General features: G+C 26.7%; 14 protein-coding genes. 5 read left to right on the top strand and 9 right to left on the bottom strand.

From position 1 onward, the window contains the following. Positions 1-84: 84 nt before the first annotated feature. Together ACYUEX_RS01340 and ACYUEX_RS01335 are read right to left on the bottom strand one after the other, a co-directional pair. Positions 85-1,203, bottom strand: a complete 1,119-nt coding sequence (locus ACYUEX_RS01340; RefSeq protein WP_460286227.1) for a Ger(x)C family spore germination protein — start codon at positions 1,201-1,203, stop codon at positions 85-87. 2 nt (positions 1,204-1,205) lie between these two features. Continuing rightward, positions 1,206-2,615: a spore germination protein gene (locus ACYUEX_RS01335; RefSeq protein WP_460286226.1), complete on the bottom strand. Its 1,410-nt coding sequence runs from the start codon at positions 2,613-2,615 to the stop codon at positions 1,206-1,208. A 137-nt stretch (positions 2,616-2,752) separates the two neighbouring features. On the opposite strand from ACYUEX_RS01335, the gene ACYUEX_RS01330 reads away from it, so the two are divergent. The 4 genes from ACYUEX_RS01330 to trpS all read left to right on the top strand — a co-directional run bounded on the left by ACYUEX_RS01330 (position 2,753) and on the right by trpS (position 5,797). Beyond that, a complete protein-coding gene (locus tag ACYUEX_RS01330) occupies positions 2,753-3,847 on the top strand; it encodes a GerAB/ArcD/ProY family transporter (RefSeq protein WP_411169894.1) in 1,095 nt (364 codons plus the stop codon). Between the two features lie 179 nt (positions 3,848-4,026). Then, the gene (locus ACYUEX_RS01325; RefSeq protein WP_016207738.1) at positions 4,027-4,182 is read left to right on the top strand and encodes a zinc-ribbon domain-containing protein; all 156 of its coding nucleotides are present in this window, start codon (positions 4,027-4,029) and stop codon (positions 4,180-4,182) included. A gap of 115 nt (positions 4,183-4,297) precedes the next feature. Next, positions 4,298-4,444 carry a hypothetical protein gene (locus ACYUEX_RS01320; RefSeq protein ID WP_411169892.1) on the top strand — a complete coding sequence of 49 codons (147 nt, stop codon included), beginning with the start codon at positions 4,298-4,300 and terminating at the stop codon, positions 4,442-4,444. 342 nt (positions 4,445-4,786) lie between these two features. Further along, the gene (gene trpS / locus ACYUEX_RS01315; RefSeq protein WP_460286225.1) at positions 4,787-5,797 is read left to right on the top strand and encodes a tryptophan--tRNA ligase; all 1,011 of its coding nucleotides are present in this window, start codon (positions 4,787-4,789) and stop codon (positions 5,795-5,797) included. Between the two features lie 70 nt (positions 5,798-5,867). Here the strand turns inward: trpS and galU are convergent, their stop codons facing one another. Beyond that, positions 5,868-6,737: a UTP--glucose-1-phosphate uridylyltransferase GalU gene (gene galU, locus ACYUEX_RS01310; protein WP_460286224.1), complete on the bottom strand. Its 870-nt coding sequence runs from the start codon at positions 6,735-6,737 to the stop codon at positions 5,868-5,870. Positions 6,738-6,919: 182 nt separating this feature from the next. Further along, positions 6,920-7,810 (bottom strand): UDP-3-O-(3-hydroxymyristoyl)glucosamine N-acyltransferase, encoded by an 891-nt coding sequence (locus ACYUEX_RS01305; RefSeq protein WP_460286223.1) that lies wholly within the window; start codon positions 7,808-7,810, stop codon positions 6,920-6,922. A gap of 264 nt (positions 7,811-8,074) precedes the next feature. Here ACYUEX_RS01305 and brnQ point away from each other — a divergent pair, with 264 nt between their 5' ends. After that, a complete protein-coding gene (gene brnQ, locus ACYUEX_RS01300; protein WP_460286222.1) occupies positions 8,075-9,346 on the top strand; it encodes a branched-chain amino acid transport system II carrier protein in 1,272 nt (423 codons plus the stop codon). A 147-nt stretch (positions 9,347-9,493) separates the two neighbouring features. Here brnQ and ACYUEX_RS01295 read toward each other — a convergent pair whose 3' ends face one another. The 5 genes from ACYUEX_RS01295 to ACYUEX_RS01275 all read right to left on the bottom strand — a co-directional run bounded on the left by ACYUEX_RS01295 (position 9,494) and on the right by ACYUEX_RS01275 (position 15,051). Then, positions 9,494-10,525, bottom strand: coding sequence for a hypothetical protein (locus tag ACYUEX_RS01295; protein WP_460286221.1), 1,032 nt, complete (start codon positions 10,523-10,525; stop codon positions 9,494-9,496). Continuing rightward, positions 10,506-11,402 (bottom strand): ABC transporter ATP-binding protein, encoded by an 897-nt coding sequence (locus tag ACYUEX_RS01290; protein WP_460286220.1) that lies wholly within the window; start codon positions 11,400-11,402, stop codon positions 10,506-10,508. The genes ACYUEX_RS01295 and ACYUEX_RS01290 overlap by 20 nt, the downstream gene beginning before the upstream one ends. 23 nt (positions 11,403-11,425) lie before the next feature. After that, a complete protein-coding gene (locus ACYUEX_RS01285; RefSeq protein WP_460286219.1) occupies positions 11,426-12,022 on the bottom strand; it encodes a hypothetical protein in 597 nt (198 codons plus the stop codon). Positions 12,023-12,299: 277 nt separating this feature from the next. Further along, positions 12,300-13,700 (bottom strand): O-antigen ligase family protein, encoded by a 1,401-nt coding sequence (locus ACYUEX_RS01280; RefSeq protein WP_460286218.1) that lies wholly within the window; start codon positions 13,698-13,700, stop codon positions 12,300-12,302. A gap of 1 nt (position 13,701) precedes the next feature. Then, complete coding sequence (locus tag ACYUEX_RS01275; protein WP_460286217.1) at positions 13,702-15,051, bottom strand: ABC transporter substrate-binding protein; 1,350 nt, start codon at positions 15,049-15,051, stop codon at positions 13,702-13,704. Between the last annotated feature and the right edge of the window lie 19 nt (positions 15,052-15,070).

Raw genomic sequence — 15,070 nt, 5'->3', positions numbered from 1 at the left:
GACAATCTATAGATTAATATTACTTTATTTTCCTTTTAATATCAATAGCTTTTTCTTACTGAAAATTTTTTAGCTAAACTATTGTTATAGACTATCTTTAATTAAGCTGCTTCCCTCAATTATTAAGTTAACATTAACTTCTAAATCTGTTTTCGAAATAGGATCAGAGACTGCTGCTTTAGGATAGTATATATCCAAAAGTCTTTCGACCTCAAAAACATCTAAATCTTTTTCTTTATACTCATTAAATATATCTTCAAGATAATTTTCTATTTCCTTTGATTTAACCTCTTTTATATATTTCAACAATTCATTATCAACAATAAATCTATCTTGAGTTTCTGCAATTGATACTTTTACTTCTAAATTTTTAACTAACTTTATATTATCTCCATCTAATCTCAGTTTACTTTCTGTATTACTATCTAATACATCAAGAGTTATAAAACCTCTTTTGGATTGTGGATTTGACATTTCAAGGGTTCCTCTTTTAATCTTATTCATTAGTAAATTATAGCTCATAGCATCTTTTGCATCTATTCTTTCAACTAAAGTATTATCCTTTATTATAGCTCCTCCACCTATTTCTATTTTTTTGTCTAATGCATCATCTCTTATTTCAATTACTCCTACTATATATGTATCGCTAGCTGTTATTGAATTACTTAAGTAATCATTTATATTTGCTCTCATTGCTCTTGGGTTTCTTTTATTCTTATGAACTAATTCTTCTAAATATAACCCCAAATATTCTTCATCACTTGAAGTAACTTTTAATAAATCATCAACTTCACCAAAATATACAAATATATCTGGTTTAATTTGAAATTCTTGATTGTTATTTATTAAGTCTACATATTTTTTAATTCCTTTTCTAGCTGCTTTTTCTGTAAATATGTAAGCTCTATTTTGAGAATAATTTAACTCGTAACTAGAAGCTAAATTTACATCTCTTAATGCTTCTAAAGCCGTTTTCCCTACGCCCTTATATATTACTCTTTTTCCTTTATCTGAACTTTCATTAGTACTTCTATAAGGCTTTACACCGTCTACATAAACTATGGCTCTATCGAACTCATCTGTATCAAAAATAACACTTGTTGCAAAGCTTACCTTATTTATATCTCTATAATTAAAACATCCAACTAAAAATAAAGGAATAAAAAATATAGTTAAAATCTTACTTAATATTTTAATTTTCATTTTTAATTCCCCTTTTTTATTATATTCTTTGATATTTTTCCAAGACCACCTCTTAAAACTACGTCTTTAAATCTATATTCGTTTATGCTTCCAACTGGAAATAAAAATTGATATCCAACTGAATCTAATTCTGCTAATTGTATTAATAGTAATAAAGCTCCACATAAAAATCCTGGTATTCCAAATGCAGCTGAAAATACAACTAATATCAATGCCCAAAAGGATACTGCTCCATAAAGCTTTGGAATTAAGAAATATGATAAAGTACTTAATGCTACTACTATTATTGTTATTCTTGATGCAATACCAGCACCTACTGCAGCATCTCCTAAAATTAATGCTGAAACTATGCTCATTGCTCCACCTATCGGCTGTGGTAACCTTAAGCCTGCTTCTTTTATAAATTGAAAGGCAAGCATCATTAACATTACCTCAATAAATGTAGGAAATGGAACCCCCGCTCTAGATACTGCAAGCCTAAACATAAATAATGAAGGTATCATAGCAAAGTGGTATGTTATTACGGCAACATAAAGTCCTGGTACTAATGTAGCTATAAAAAATGCGAACCATCGTAATATACGATTAAAATTTGTATAATATTTATTTAAATAGTAATCATCTGGCATTTGAAAATTTTCTAAAAAGAAGTATGGCGCCGTAATTACAAATGGTGTTCCATCAACAATTACTCCAACTCTTCCTTCTAATAATTTTGCACTAACTTCATCTGGTTTTTCTGTATAACCAACTGTATCAAAAAAGCTTTTTTGGTTTTTAAGGGCATCTTCTACATAATTAGTATCTAATATAAATCTTAAATCTAAATTATTTACTTTTTCCTTTATATTCTCTACTAATTCGCTTGGAGCAACTCCATCTATATAACATACAGCTACTGATGTTTTAGATTGTTCTCCTACTACTACTGCCTCAAACTTTAAATTAGGATTCTTAACTCTTCTTCTTATTAATGCAATATTAGTTACCATTAACTCATTAAAACCCTCTCTTGGTCCCTTCAAAACCGATTCTGTCTGTGGGGTTCCAACACTTCTTACTGGAAAGCCTTTTGTTTCTACATAAATTATCTCTTGAAAGTTATCAAATATTAATATAGGATCTCCTGATAACACATGCATTATTGCATCGTCTATATCTTTAGCAATATCTGTTGCATTTATGTCTAATGCATTTTCTATTACTTCTTTAGGAGAATTAATACTTCTACTATTAGGAGTCATTTCTCCAAATCTCCTTAATGGTAAAACTACATATTCGCTTATCATAGCCACATTACATAAATCATCAATAAATACTACTGTAGCCTTTCCTATTACTGTTTGGATTGGTCTATACTTAACATCAAAAGAGTTCTTTAATTTCTCTTTTACATATTCTAAATTATTCATATACATCACCTGATTGTATTATTTGTTGAAAAACTGTTTAATATTCATTTTTTTGCTAATACTAAATAATGCACAAAATCAATGCATTAGTGAAAATCTTAATTGTTAAGTATTAAATATTCAGAAAGGTGATAAAGATGAATAAAATTTCTAGTAAACATTTTATATTATTTATAATTGGAGTAGCCCTTATATCTGTTAAAACATATCCATCTATATTTGTTGACATAGGGGGAAGAGATACTTGGCTTGCATCATTAATAGCATCTATAGCATTTATAGTTTTCTTAATGTATATAATTAGTGTTTGTAAAACAACAAAAACCTACGATATAAACGATATATTTTATCGTTCCATGCCTAAATGGATAGGTATAATTTTAATGCTTATATTTTTATTAACTTTATTTATAAATGCAATTGAAGCAGGTGCCGTAGAAGCAAATGTATTACATTCCACACTTTTTCTTGAAACTCCTGTTTGGTATGCATTAATTTTTTTCCTTCTTCCATCTCTTTTTATTTTTAATAAAAAGCTAAAAACTATCTTAATCTTTGTCTTAGTTAGCGTATTTATACTTATAGTAAATGGAATAATATTTTTTATCTTATCTCAAAGCTATAAGGATATAAATAATTTACTCCCTGTAATTGGAAACGGAATTTCTATGGAATTTATAATTTCAAGCTTTCTTGTACTTGGGGGATTTTCTTCCTTTATGATAGCCCTACCATTTTTAAAGTACATAGAAAAATATGAAAATATAAGAAGACATACTTTTTACGCTGGAATTATTACCTCTGCCTTTGTAGTTATATCAATGATAGGAGTAATAACAGCCTTTGGTCCATTAAGGGCTGCAAATATCTTTTATCCAGAATTTATATTAGGTCAGAGAATTGAAGTTGCTGGTTTTTTAGAATTTGGAGAACTATTTTTTATAGTTCAAACAGTAATAGGATTTTTTGTAAAATATGTTTTATCAACTTATAGCATTCTATTAATCTGTGGGAAATATATGAAAAATAAGCGTATTTTTATAGGCATATATACATTTCTAATATTTGTTTTTTCTAATTTTTTAGGAATGAATAATTATATACTTTATGATGCTTTAAAGTATTTACAAATACTTAATTTATTTAGTTTTATTTTAATACCTCTTATAGTATTTTCTTCTTATTACTTTAAATTTAAGTCTATGGAGAAGTTTTCAAAAAATTCTAAATAATTTATAAATATTTTTATTATATCTTATTGAAATAATTATGCTTTATGGTATAATTATTTTGAAAATTTAAATGATTAGGAAAAATCTCGATACATTCTCTATCCCTTAAAGTTCATAGTACACCTTAAGGAAGAAGATTTATCAAGTTTATCCCTATGAATTTTAAGGAGGATTTTAAAATGGAAGATAAGAAAATAATTTGTAAAGATTGTGGAAAGGAATTTGTTTTCACAGTTGGAGAGCAAGAATTCTACAAGGAAAAAGGATTTGATAACGAGCCAGTAAGATGTCCTGATTGTAGAAGAGCTAGAAAAGCACAAAACAATAGAAGATAATTCTATTTCTAAAGACTAACCATTAAAGGTTAGTCTTTATTTTATGTATTTTTTTTGGAAACTTGCATAAACTAAGTATCTAGACCTATCATTACATTATAGGAGGACTTACTTAATGAAATTTCTAAAAATATTTTTTAATATATTTGTTTTATTCACGTTAATTGCTTTAATATTTAAATTTTCAGTTTGGTCAATTAATATAATACTACTTTTATCTATGTTAGTATTATTTATTGACATTTTTTATGTAAAAGCTTAGATATTATTAATAAATAACATCTAAATTAAATTCTTGATTAATGTATTGGCATTGTGAAGATTTTTAATTTCTCCCTCTCTTAAAAATCTTTTTATATAAATTTTAATATTTATCATAATTTAAATTAATCTTTAAACATGCTTCTTATCTAAATTTTTTCCTCTTTATAAAACCTCAAATTAATTCATTACCACTTTCATATTACATCAATATTGCTACCTATAGTATTAATAACTTTAATATTAATCCATCCTTATTGACATCATAATTTTCCAAATCTATAATTAAGAATATAGTTATGGTTATAAATGTTAGTATGCACAAATGAAAGGAGTGCTTTATTTGGAAAGTAATACGGAAAAAAAGAAGGTTATTTTTAGTGGAATTCAACCCTCTGGTCAATTAACATTAGGAAATTATTTAGGAGCAATAAAAAACTGGGTTTCTCTTCAAGATGAGTTTGATTGTTATTTTTGTGTAGTCGACTTACATGCAATAACTGTTAAACAAGAACCAAAGGATTTAAGACAAAGAACTCTTGAAGTTCTTGCAATATATATAGCAGCAGGTATAGTACCTGAAAAAAATACTCTATTTATTCAATCCCATGTTCCTGCTCATAGTGAATGTGCATGGTTATTGACCTGCAATACTTATATGGGTGAACTTAGCAGAATGACTCAATACAAAGATAAATCTCAAAGATATGGAGATTCAATAGGAGCTGGATTATTTACTTATCCAGTATTAATGGCTGCAGATATCCTTTTATATAATACAGACTTAGTACCAGTTGGGCAAGATCAAAAGCAACATCTAGAAATTGCACGAGATATTGCTAATAGATTTAACAATACTTATAGCCCAACATTTAAAATACCTGATCCTTACATTCCAAGGGTAGGAGCTAAGATAATGAGCCTACAAGATCCAAGTAAAAAGATGTCTAAATCAGATGATAATCCTAATTCATATATTTTAATTATGGATCCACCTGAAGTTATCAGAAAAAAAGTTTCTAGAGCTGTTACTGATAGCCTAGGAATTATAAACTACTCTGATGAACAACCAGGTGTTAAGAATTTACTTGATTTATTAGTTGCAATTAAAGGATCAACACCAGAAAAACTTGTAGAATACTATAAGGATAAAGGTTATGCTGATTTAAAGAAAGATGTCGCTGACGCTATAGTTGGAGAATTAGAACCAATTCAAAATAAGGTTGAAGAAATCCTTAAGGATAAAAAAGCATTAGAGGATATCTATAAATTAGGTGCTGAAAAAGCAAATTATGTTTCAATGAAAACTTTAAGAAAAATGCAAAAGAAAATTGGGTTTATACCAAGAGGATAGATTAAAATTAGCATAAACAAAAAACTCCCAAATGGAGTCTTTTGCTTATGCTATTATTGATTTATAAAATTTACTTATTCCAATCTCCACTAGTTAAATACTGAATAAATGGTTCTCTAAGTTCTTCCCTCTTTAAAGCATATTCAACTGTTGCTTGTAAAAATCCAAGCTTATCTCCAACATCATATCTTCTTCCTTCGAAGTTATATGCATACATTGCTTCACTTTCTATTAATGTTTGTAATGCATCTGTAAGCTGAATTTCTCCACCTTTTCCTGGAGCTGTATTAGTTAATATTTCAAATATATGTGGTGTTATTATATATCTTCCTAATATAGCAACATTACTTGGAGCCTCATCTATAGAAGGTTTTTCTACTAGTTTTTTAACTTTATAAACTCTGTCTTCTATATGAATTCCATCTACTATTCCATATTTATTTACATCTTCATGAGCTACTGTTTGAACTCCTAATATAGAAGTCTTATACTCTTTGTAACAATCCATTAATTGCTTTAAACAAGGAACTTCTGAGTCAACAACATCATCACCTAATAAAACAGCAAAAGGTTCATTTCCAACAAAAGCCTTTGCACATAGTATAGCGTGCCCTAAGCCTTTAGGCTCTTTTTGTCTTATGTAATGGATATCAACCATGTCTGATATATCTCTTACAAGCTCTAAAAGATCTTCTTTATGATTTTTTTCAAGTTCCATTTCTAATTCTACGGACTTATCAAAATGATCTTCTATACACTTTTTATTTCTTCCTGTAATTATAAGAATTTCTTCAATTCCTGATGCTACTGCTTCTTCTATGATATATTGTATTGTTGGCTTATCAACTATAGGTAACATTTCCTTTGGTTGTGCCTTTGTAGCTGGTAAAAATCTAGTTCCAAGCCCAGCAGCTGGTATAATGGCTTTTCTTACTTTCATCTTTATCCCTCTCATTCATATATCTTTACATAATATAACCAAGTATAATTTTAACATATCTACTTATATAAAACAAATTACATTTATTTAAGCTAAATTATTTTAGTATTCTAATAAACTATAATAATATTTAAATACATGCTTAATATTATTTTCACCTTATTCCTTATTAAAATACATTTTTATCTAATACCTTTTATAAAATTTATATATTTATCATGATTTATAGCAAAATTTCCAGATACCTTTTCTCCATCTTTTAAATTTTTAGTTACTACAGAACCAAGGCTCACACTAACTTTATTCCCAAGAATTAATCCATTTGAAATAATAGCTCCTAATCCAACCCATGAATCATCTCCAATTATTGTTCTACCTCCAAAAGTTGTTCTTGATGCAATTAAGCATCTATCCCCAACCTTAACTCCATGTTCAATATGAACCAAATTATCTAATTTAGAATAACTTCCTATTATTGTATTATCCCATGGATAAAGGCCCTTATCTATGCACCCATTATATTGAATTTCTACATTGTCTCCTATTATTACTCCTCCACAATGCTTAACATTCATTATTATCCCATCAGTTCTTTTATACTCATATCCTTCCCCACCTAGAACTACACCTGCTCTTATAATAGAGTTATCTCCTATCACTGTATTTTCTCTAATAACAACAAACTCTTCTATTTTTACATTATTCCCTATTCTCACATTTTTCTTACTTATAGATGATAAATTACTTATCTCACATCTATCTCCAATAATAGTATCAAAATCCTCTCTCTTATATCCTCTAATATTAGAAAGCTTATTATGTAATTTAAAGTAATCCATCCTTGGATTTTTAGAAATTATTATACCATATGTATCTTTAAGCTTTTCCCCTATTTCCTTTGTTGTTATTAAACATGTGATTTTATCACTTAATCCACTTATATAATTTTCATTTTCTATAAAAGAAAGTAATTTTTCTTCACATACTGCAACAGCAAGGCCTAAAGAGGTAAATTCTCCATCTCTAAAAATTTCTAAATTTTCTACTAAATTAACAATTTCACTTAATAGCATAAGCTTTCCTCCTAAAATTTATGAATTTAACAATTAAGTTTCTCTTAAATATCAATCTCATTATACCATTATTTCTCTTAAGTTTTAATTTAATAATTTATTGAATAATTTCTTCCATCATGGTAATATAAACATTATGTGATTTATCATTTATTCAATAATAATATATTTTTATTATTAAACTATTATTAAATTATAAATTTTGATAATAATTTGTTTTGAAATTAAATTTTGTTATAACTTTAAGTAAAGGAAGGTAAAAATATGAAGAAAAGTACGAAAGATTCCATTGTTGTTGGTTTTGCTCTATTTTCAATGTTTTTTGGAGCTGGAAACCTTATATTTCCTGCTTTCCTAGGAAATAAAATAGGAAGTGAATTTTTATTAGGAATTATAGGTTTTATATTTACAGGAGTTGGATTACCACTTTTAGCTATCCTTGCTTGTTCTAAGTGCAATGGCACTTTTGAAGCTCTTGCTGGAAAAATAAATAAAAAATTTGCTATTATTTTTACAGCTGTGCTTTTTACAGCTATAGGACCAATGCTTGGTATTCCTAGAACAGCTGCAACTACTTTTGAGCTTACAATAAATCCATTTTTCCCTAATATATCAGCATTTTTGGCAATGACAATTTATTTTATAATAAATTTATTTTTTGTTTTAAAAAGTACTTCTATAATAGATGCAATTGGAAAATACTTAACACCTGCTTTAATAGTACTGTTAGTAACTATTATTGTTAAAGGTACATTAATGCCTATAGGTCCTATATTAGAAACAAATGCTGTTTCTGTTTTTCCATCCTCATTATTAGAAGGATATCAAACTATGGATGCAATAGCGGCTCTTTTATTCGCTGGAATAATAACAAAGTCAATAAAAGACAAAGGATACAAAGAAACACAGCTTTCATCAATGATTTTAAAATCAAGCCTTGTTGCAGTTATAGGACTTGCATTTGTATATGGTGGATTAACTTACATAGGAGCACAAACTGTTGATTTAGCTCCATCTGACATAGGTAAAACATCCTTATTAATCTTAATATCTAAAAATATCTTAGGCTCAATTGGTCCTGTAATAATCGGAGTTGCTATGGGTCTCGCTTGCTTGACAACATCTATTGGGCTATTAACCGCTGGTGCAACATTTTTTGAAAAAGTATCAAAAGGAAAGTTACCATATAAATTTAATGCTATAGTCCTAGCTATAATTAGTTTAGGTATTGCTACATTAGGAGTTGATAAAATAGTTCTTTTATCTGTACCTATACTTAATGTATTATATCCAGTTTCTATTACATTAATTGCAACTACTCTTTTATCAAGAGTTTTAAAGAATATAAAAGCTGTAAGACTTGGAGTATATACTTCACTAGCATTTGGATTATTATTTGCAATTCCGGGATTAAATTTAAGTTTTATTCCCTTAGGAGAATTAGGCTTTGGTTGGGTTATTCCAACAGTAATCTCAATTATAATAGGATATATTATATTTACTCCAAAAACTAAAGAAGTAATTCAATTAGATTAGTATGGATAGTAATTTTATTTGCTCCGTCTCTTCATTCCAAGTTGCCATAAAATTACTATTCAAACTTAGAGTCACCAAGAAAATAAATTATAAAAATTTTATAATTTCCTATAGGATAAATAAGAGCTGTACTTAAGAAGTACAGCTCTAAATATTATAATAATTATGTTTTTTTCTTTTTTTGAATTTTATTAGTAAGAGATAAGAAAGTATTGATGAAATTACTATTATTCCTATTCTTATAAAAATTATCTCTAGATTACCTAATGTATAATAAAAATAAAATTCGTTGATTAAATTGCTTAAAATTGGAGCAAACAATACTCCTAAAAATGTAACTAACATAAATTGAACTACTTTTTTAGGAAAATTAAATATTATGCCTTCATTCATATGTTCAACTAACATCTTATTAGTTAACTTTTTTGCTATTAATATTAAAATTATTCCTGTTATTATAAAACTTAAAGATATACAAGTAATTTGCAGACTACTAATTTTGTTTCCAATAGCTACACCTTGCAAGTATTCTGTAAGACCATTATATACATATCTTACCCCGCTAGTATCTGTTGAATCTATATAAGTAAATGAGCCTAACTGAAAATTAATTAATAGTGAAATTATATATACTCCTATAAATATCATTGATCCTATTAAATAATATATATTAGAAAAAATAGAATCTAATAAAGCTAGTCCACCAATAGTTATAATTGATATGCTAATAATTCTAATTAAATCAATAATTATTATTTCTTTAAAGTTACCTATATAAGATATAATCTCCATATTTTCAATAATACCTTGTCCTACAATAACTAAGTAAATAAGTATATAAACAAAATTAGACATAACAACTATACATAATTCTCTCTTTCTTATATCCATTCGAGAAAATGGCCCTGCTAGCAAAGTAGACCACTTTTTTCTCTTAAATATTCCTACTGATATTGTATAAATAACTATTAAGTATAATATTAAAGTAACTATTCCTACAAAGGGATAAATTAATTGGTTCATATTATTATTATAAAGTTTCTGCCTTATTGTCCAAGTGAAAAACTCGCTAATAATCATCTTATTAAACAAAAAAGCACCTATATAAGCTATAGTTAATGGAAGTATTATTTTAGCATCTCCCTGATAAAATAAACCTTCATTTAAATATTTCTTCATAATCACACTTCCCCTCTAGCTTATGTATAAATACCTCTTCTAAGTTTAAATCGATTTCTTCTATAAATAATGGTTTAAATTTATTTATCTTTTCTTTAAAGCTATCATTATATTCTTCTGTTATAATAGTAAATACTCTTCCAACTTGAGAAATACTAAAGATTTCTTCTATATTCAAATCTTCTTCATAAACAGGCATATCAAAGGCAACTTGTAATTTTTTTATATTCTTCTTTATACTTTCTAAGGAATTATGATAATAAACCTTTCCATCATTAATAATAAGTATTTCATCGCAAATCCTTTCAAGCTCCCCTAAATTATGTGAACTTATTATAACTGACTTTTCTTTGCTATAGACTTCATTCATTATTATTTTTAGAACCTTTTCTTTTAAAATAGGGTCTAAGCCTGAGGTAGGCTCATCTAAAACTAGAAGCTCACAATTTAATGAAAATGCAATCATTAAATTAACTCTCATTTTCATTCCTTTTGATAGTTGCATAAATCTTTTATTTAACGGAATCTTAAACACTTTGTTAATTTTATAAAATCTATCTTCATCAAAGTTAGGATATATACTTTTATAATATTTAATTATTTCTTTTAAAGTTATCAAATAAAAACTACTATGTTCATCTGGCACAAAAGCTATTTTCTTTTTTACCTTTGGATTATCATATACTTCCTCTCCATCAAAAAGTATACTTCCTTCTGTTCCCTTATAAATTCCAACTATTCCTCTAATTAATGAAGTTTTTCCTACTCCACTAGGCCCTACAACCCCTAATACTTTTCCTCTATCAAGTGAAAAACTTATGCTATCTAATATCTTGTTACCACCATAGTTTAAGGAGTAGTTCTTTAATTCTATCATCTTATATTCCTCCCTTATACTAGTTATTTAGATATTGTATTATAATAATCAACTACATATCCTTCTCCCTCATCAACAACTATTAAGTAAATCTCTATATTATTTTTTGATAAATCATAATCTTTATCCGATACAAGTTTATCTACTGTTCCATTAGACTTAACTAAAGTCTTGTCTACATTTTCATTATATGAACCTACTGCATCTAATTTATAATATCTAGTTTCTACTGGTTTTTTATAATTAGGTACACCATCATAGGAGGATTCATAACTTGTTATAAGATAATTTAAATCTTCCTTATTTATCTCACTTAATTCATAACTATAAAGTATAGGAACCTCACCTAAAATCCACTTATTCATATTATCTTCATTTATATATAGTCTATATCTTCGTGATATGCTTTCTAAAAACTCATTTGGGATTATATTATAATATATACTTCTATCCTTCACTACTTCATAACTATTAATATAACCTATGAAGTTAACAATTGCATCCTCTGGATTCTTATATCTCTCTTGCTTTTCATAAACCTTTGATTTATTTCCCATTGCCATTATAACTAAAAATACTACAATTATCCCACTTAAAGCTAAAAGCGTAGATTTCTTCATATAAAATCCCCCTAATTTATATTAAAAAAGTCGCCAATGCGAGTTTTTTGAGCCGTCGCCCTTAAATATAAAAATATAATTTCCTAAAGAGTAAAAAATACTAAGTGCACTAATTGACATAGTACACTTAGTATTATATGGAATAAACTGTATTTATACAATTAATATTTTCTTAATATAAACTTAAGTTTGTTATTTCATATCAGAATTTCTTTTTATTTTCTCTATCCTTACTTTTCATTAATTTATTATCCAAACTATGAAAGTTTATATTATTTTAAATATTTTCCACAGATTTAGATAAAGTGATCATGGAAAATAATATCCATAAAATATATGTATTAGTTATTACTCCTTTATGGTTTAACTCTATACCTGTTGTTAATCCTATAAATATAAATATAATTAAAGAAACAAAGATGCCTCTATTTAAATTGTAATTCTTAATGCAAGCCTTTAAACGTTGAATGAAAATCCCAATTATGGCTATCAAAGAAACTATACCCAACTCTACTCCTATATTTAAGAAAAAATTATGGGCATGTTCCATTGTATAAAGCGGTGCGACCATATGTTTTCTCACATCATAATCTATTGTTAAATAGGCCTTCTCTACATTATTTCTATAATACTTGTTAAAGTTTCCATAACCAACGCCCAAAATATTATCCTTCATCACTTCTTTACTAGTAACAATTGATAATAATCTTGCTGTATTTGAAGTGTTTTCCAAGAAATGACTAGAACTATCCCCTCTTCCCATTATTTTAGGAATCATAACTGGCGATATTAACATTCCTAATAAAGTAATTACTAAAAATACATACTTATATCTTTTACTAAATAAAATTAATATTGTAACTATTCCTAAAGCTAGCCATGCTCCTCTTGAAAAAGTTAAAAATATAGCAGCACTTTGTAACAATATTGATCCAATTAAAAATAATTTTTCTTTAATAGTAGACTTATTATATAGTAATTCATTTAATAGTAATGGAAACACTAATAAAGCCACATTAACAAAAATATTTAAATTGTGATATCCAAAAGTTAGTTGTTCTCTTGCAGATTTAATTCCGCTTATACTTGATCCTATTTCAATCATTTGCATTCCACCATATAAACAACTTAAATTTATTGATAATATAAGAGAATACAATAAAGGCTTTAAATCATTCTTATTGAAAATTGTTACTACAATTATGCCTAACAAAATAGGTAAAAATACTGAAGTAGTTACTAGCTCAAAAGAATAGAAAAATTCATCAGAAAATATACAACTAATATAACTTGCCACTATAAATATAATTAAAAGATAACTATACGTCTTAGCCTTTTTCCCATCTTCAAATATATTCTTTATTTTTAATGTTATAGTCTTATAATTAATAACAAATAAATATATTATAATTATAGACTCAAAATTTAACTTCATTAAAAAGAAATCAATATATAATAGTTTTCGCGCTGTTACTAATACTGGCATAGATGTAATAAAAATATAAATTGATTGCTTCACATTTTTTTTCCCATTTAATATTATGTATATTGTTATAATTAATGATAAGGTAAAAGTAGCCCCATCCTTAACTCCTACTTTATATACAGAAAATATTCCACATATAATAGTAGTTATAAATAATAATATTATCTTTAGGTAACTCTTTTTATCATTCATGCTACTGCTCCTTATACTTATCTAGTTCCACATCTTTATTTCTTTCATTTTTATTAATAAAATCATTCATTTTATCTTTTAATTCTTTAAGTCCTGATGGTATATCCTTTTCTCCTTTTATCATGCTAAATATATATTTCTTTATAAGCTCAGAATCTCCGACTAAAACCTCTGTTGGATCTTTCAAAGCATGTTTATATCCTTTATTATCATTAAGGCCATCATACATATCACTTGCAAAATAGTTGTTACCAAAGGAAGTAAAATTATTATCATTTTCAACTAAATAATTTGTTACTCCTTCACTTAGCATCCATTCATAAACCTCTTTAACAGCTTCCTTATGCTTATTTAGTTTTTCTTCATTACCTTTATAAATAGGATTTTCGTCTCTTTCATTATTGGCAACAACTAATGTCCTAGGATATGTATAATAATATAAGCTACCATTACCTTCTTTTATAAATGGAATATTACTAAACCCTAAATCCATCCCTTCCAGTCTATCTCTAACACTATATTTCTCATAATAATTTGTAGTCGTAATTGCTGCTTCTCCATACTTAAAATTATTAAATAGTTCTTCAGATGTTTTAGATTCAAAATCCCTGTTTATAATTCCCTTTTCATACATTTCATTGAACTTTTCTAAGACTAAATTTAATCCACTATAATCATATTCACCTGTTTTATAGTTCCAAAATGTAGGATATGTAGTACTCTCAGATGTAGCTGGAGTTCCTAAAATAGCAAATAAATCATGAATATAGCTTAATGATAAATTAATTGGAACTATGTCTGGATATGATTTCTTAATTTTTTCTCCCATAACTATTAAATCGTCCAAAGTTTTAGGAGTTTCTTCAGGATTTATACCTGATCCTACTAAAATTTCTTTATTATACATAAGCTTTGGCATAGCTAAGCCATATTTTACTCCTATAATCCTATCATTGTATAAAAACAAAGAATCATCATTTACAGGAGATAAATCAATATTATAATTTTCTAAAGGCTGTATAAAATTTTTCTCTATAAGTGTTTTTCCAATATACTCTAAAATATCAATATCATATTGGTTAGCAAGCTTTGTATAAGCTAGATTATCATAATCATCATTACTTAACATTAATTTAATATATATATCATCATGTTCTTTATTGTATTGACTTATTAATTTATCTATACCTTTTCCTATTTCATCATTTTTTAATAGTATTGTTACTACCTCTTTATTTGTACCACTATATTTTAATTCTAAAACTTTATATACCTTATAAAAAATAGATACTATAATCATAGCTAATAAGAATATTGATATTTTCTTATTTTTTAATATAAAATTTTTCATAATTTCACCTTTATTCTTG

The organism is Clostridium sp. CTA-7, assembly GCF_054768095.1.
Note: the sequence above shows the minus strand (reverse complement) of the source record. Positions and strands in the feature narration are given on the sequence as shown.

Coding starts and splice junctions, on each gene's coding strand:
- ACYUEX_RS01325 (WP_016207738.1), top strand. CDS start 4,027: ATGGAAGATAAGAAAATAATTTGTAAAGATTGTGGAAAGGAATTTGTT.
- ACYUEX_RS01275 (WP_460286217.1), bottom strand. CDS start 15,051: ATGAAAAATTTTATATTAAAAAATAAGAAAATATCAATATTCTTATTA.
- ACYUEX_RS01295 (WP_460286221.1), bottom strand. CDS start 10,525: ATGAAGAAATATTTAAATGAAGGTTTATTTTATCAGGGAGATGCTAAA.
- ACYUEX_RS01285 (WP_460286219.1), bottom strand. CDS start 12,022: ATGAAGAAATCTACGCTTTTAGCTTTAAGTGGGATAATTGTAGTATTT.
- ACYUEX_RS01330 (WP_411169894.1), top strand. CDS start 2,753: ATGAATAAAATTTCTAGTAAACATTTTATATTATTTATAATTGGAGTA.
- galU (WP_460286224.1), bottom strand. CDS start 6,737: ATGAAAGTAAGAAAAGCCATTATACCAGCTGCTGGGCTTGGAACTAGA.
- ACYUEX_RS01280 (WP_460286218.1), bottom strand. CDS start 13,700: ATGAATGATAAAAAGAGTTACCTAAAGATAATATTATTATTTATAACT.
- ACYUEX_RS01335 (WP_460286226.1), bottom strand. CDS start 2,615: ATGAATAATTTAGAATATGTAAAAGAGAAATTAAAGAACTCTTTTGAT.
- ACYUEX_RS01305 (WP_460286223.1), bottom strand. CDS start 7,810: ATGCTATTAAGTGAAATTGTTAATTTAGTAGAAAATTTAGAAATTTTT.
- brnQ (WP_460286222.1), top strand. CDS start 8,075: ATGAAGAAAAGTACGAAAGATTCCATTGTTGTTGGTTTTGCTCTATTT.
- ACYUEX_RS01290 (WP_460286220.1), bottom strand. CDS start 11,402: ATGATAGAATTAAAGAACTACTCCTTAAACTATGGTGGTAACAAGATA.
- ACYUEX_RS01320 (WP_411169892.1), top strand. CDS start 4,298: ATGAAATTTCTAAAAATATTTTTTAATATATTTGTTTTATTCACGTTA.
- ACYUEX_RS01340 (WP_460286227.1), bottom strand. CDS start 1,203: ATGAAAATTAAAATATTAAGTAAGATTTTAACTATATTTTTTATTCCT.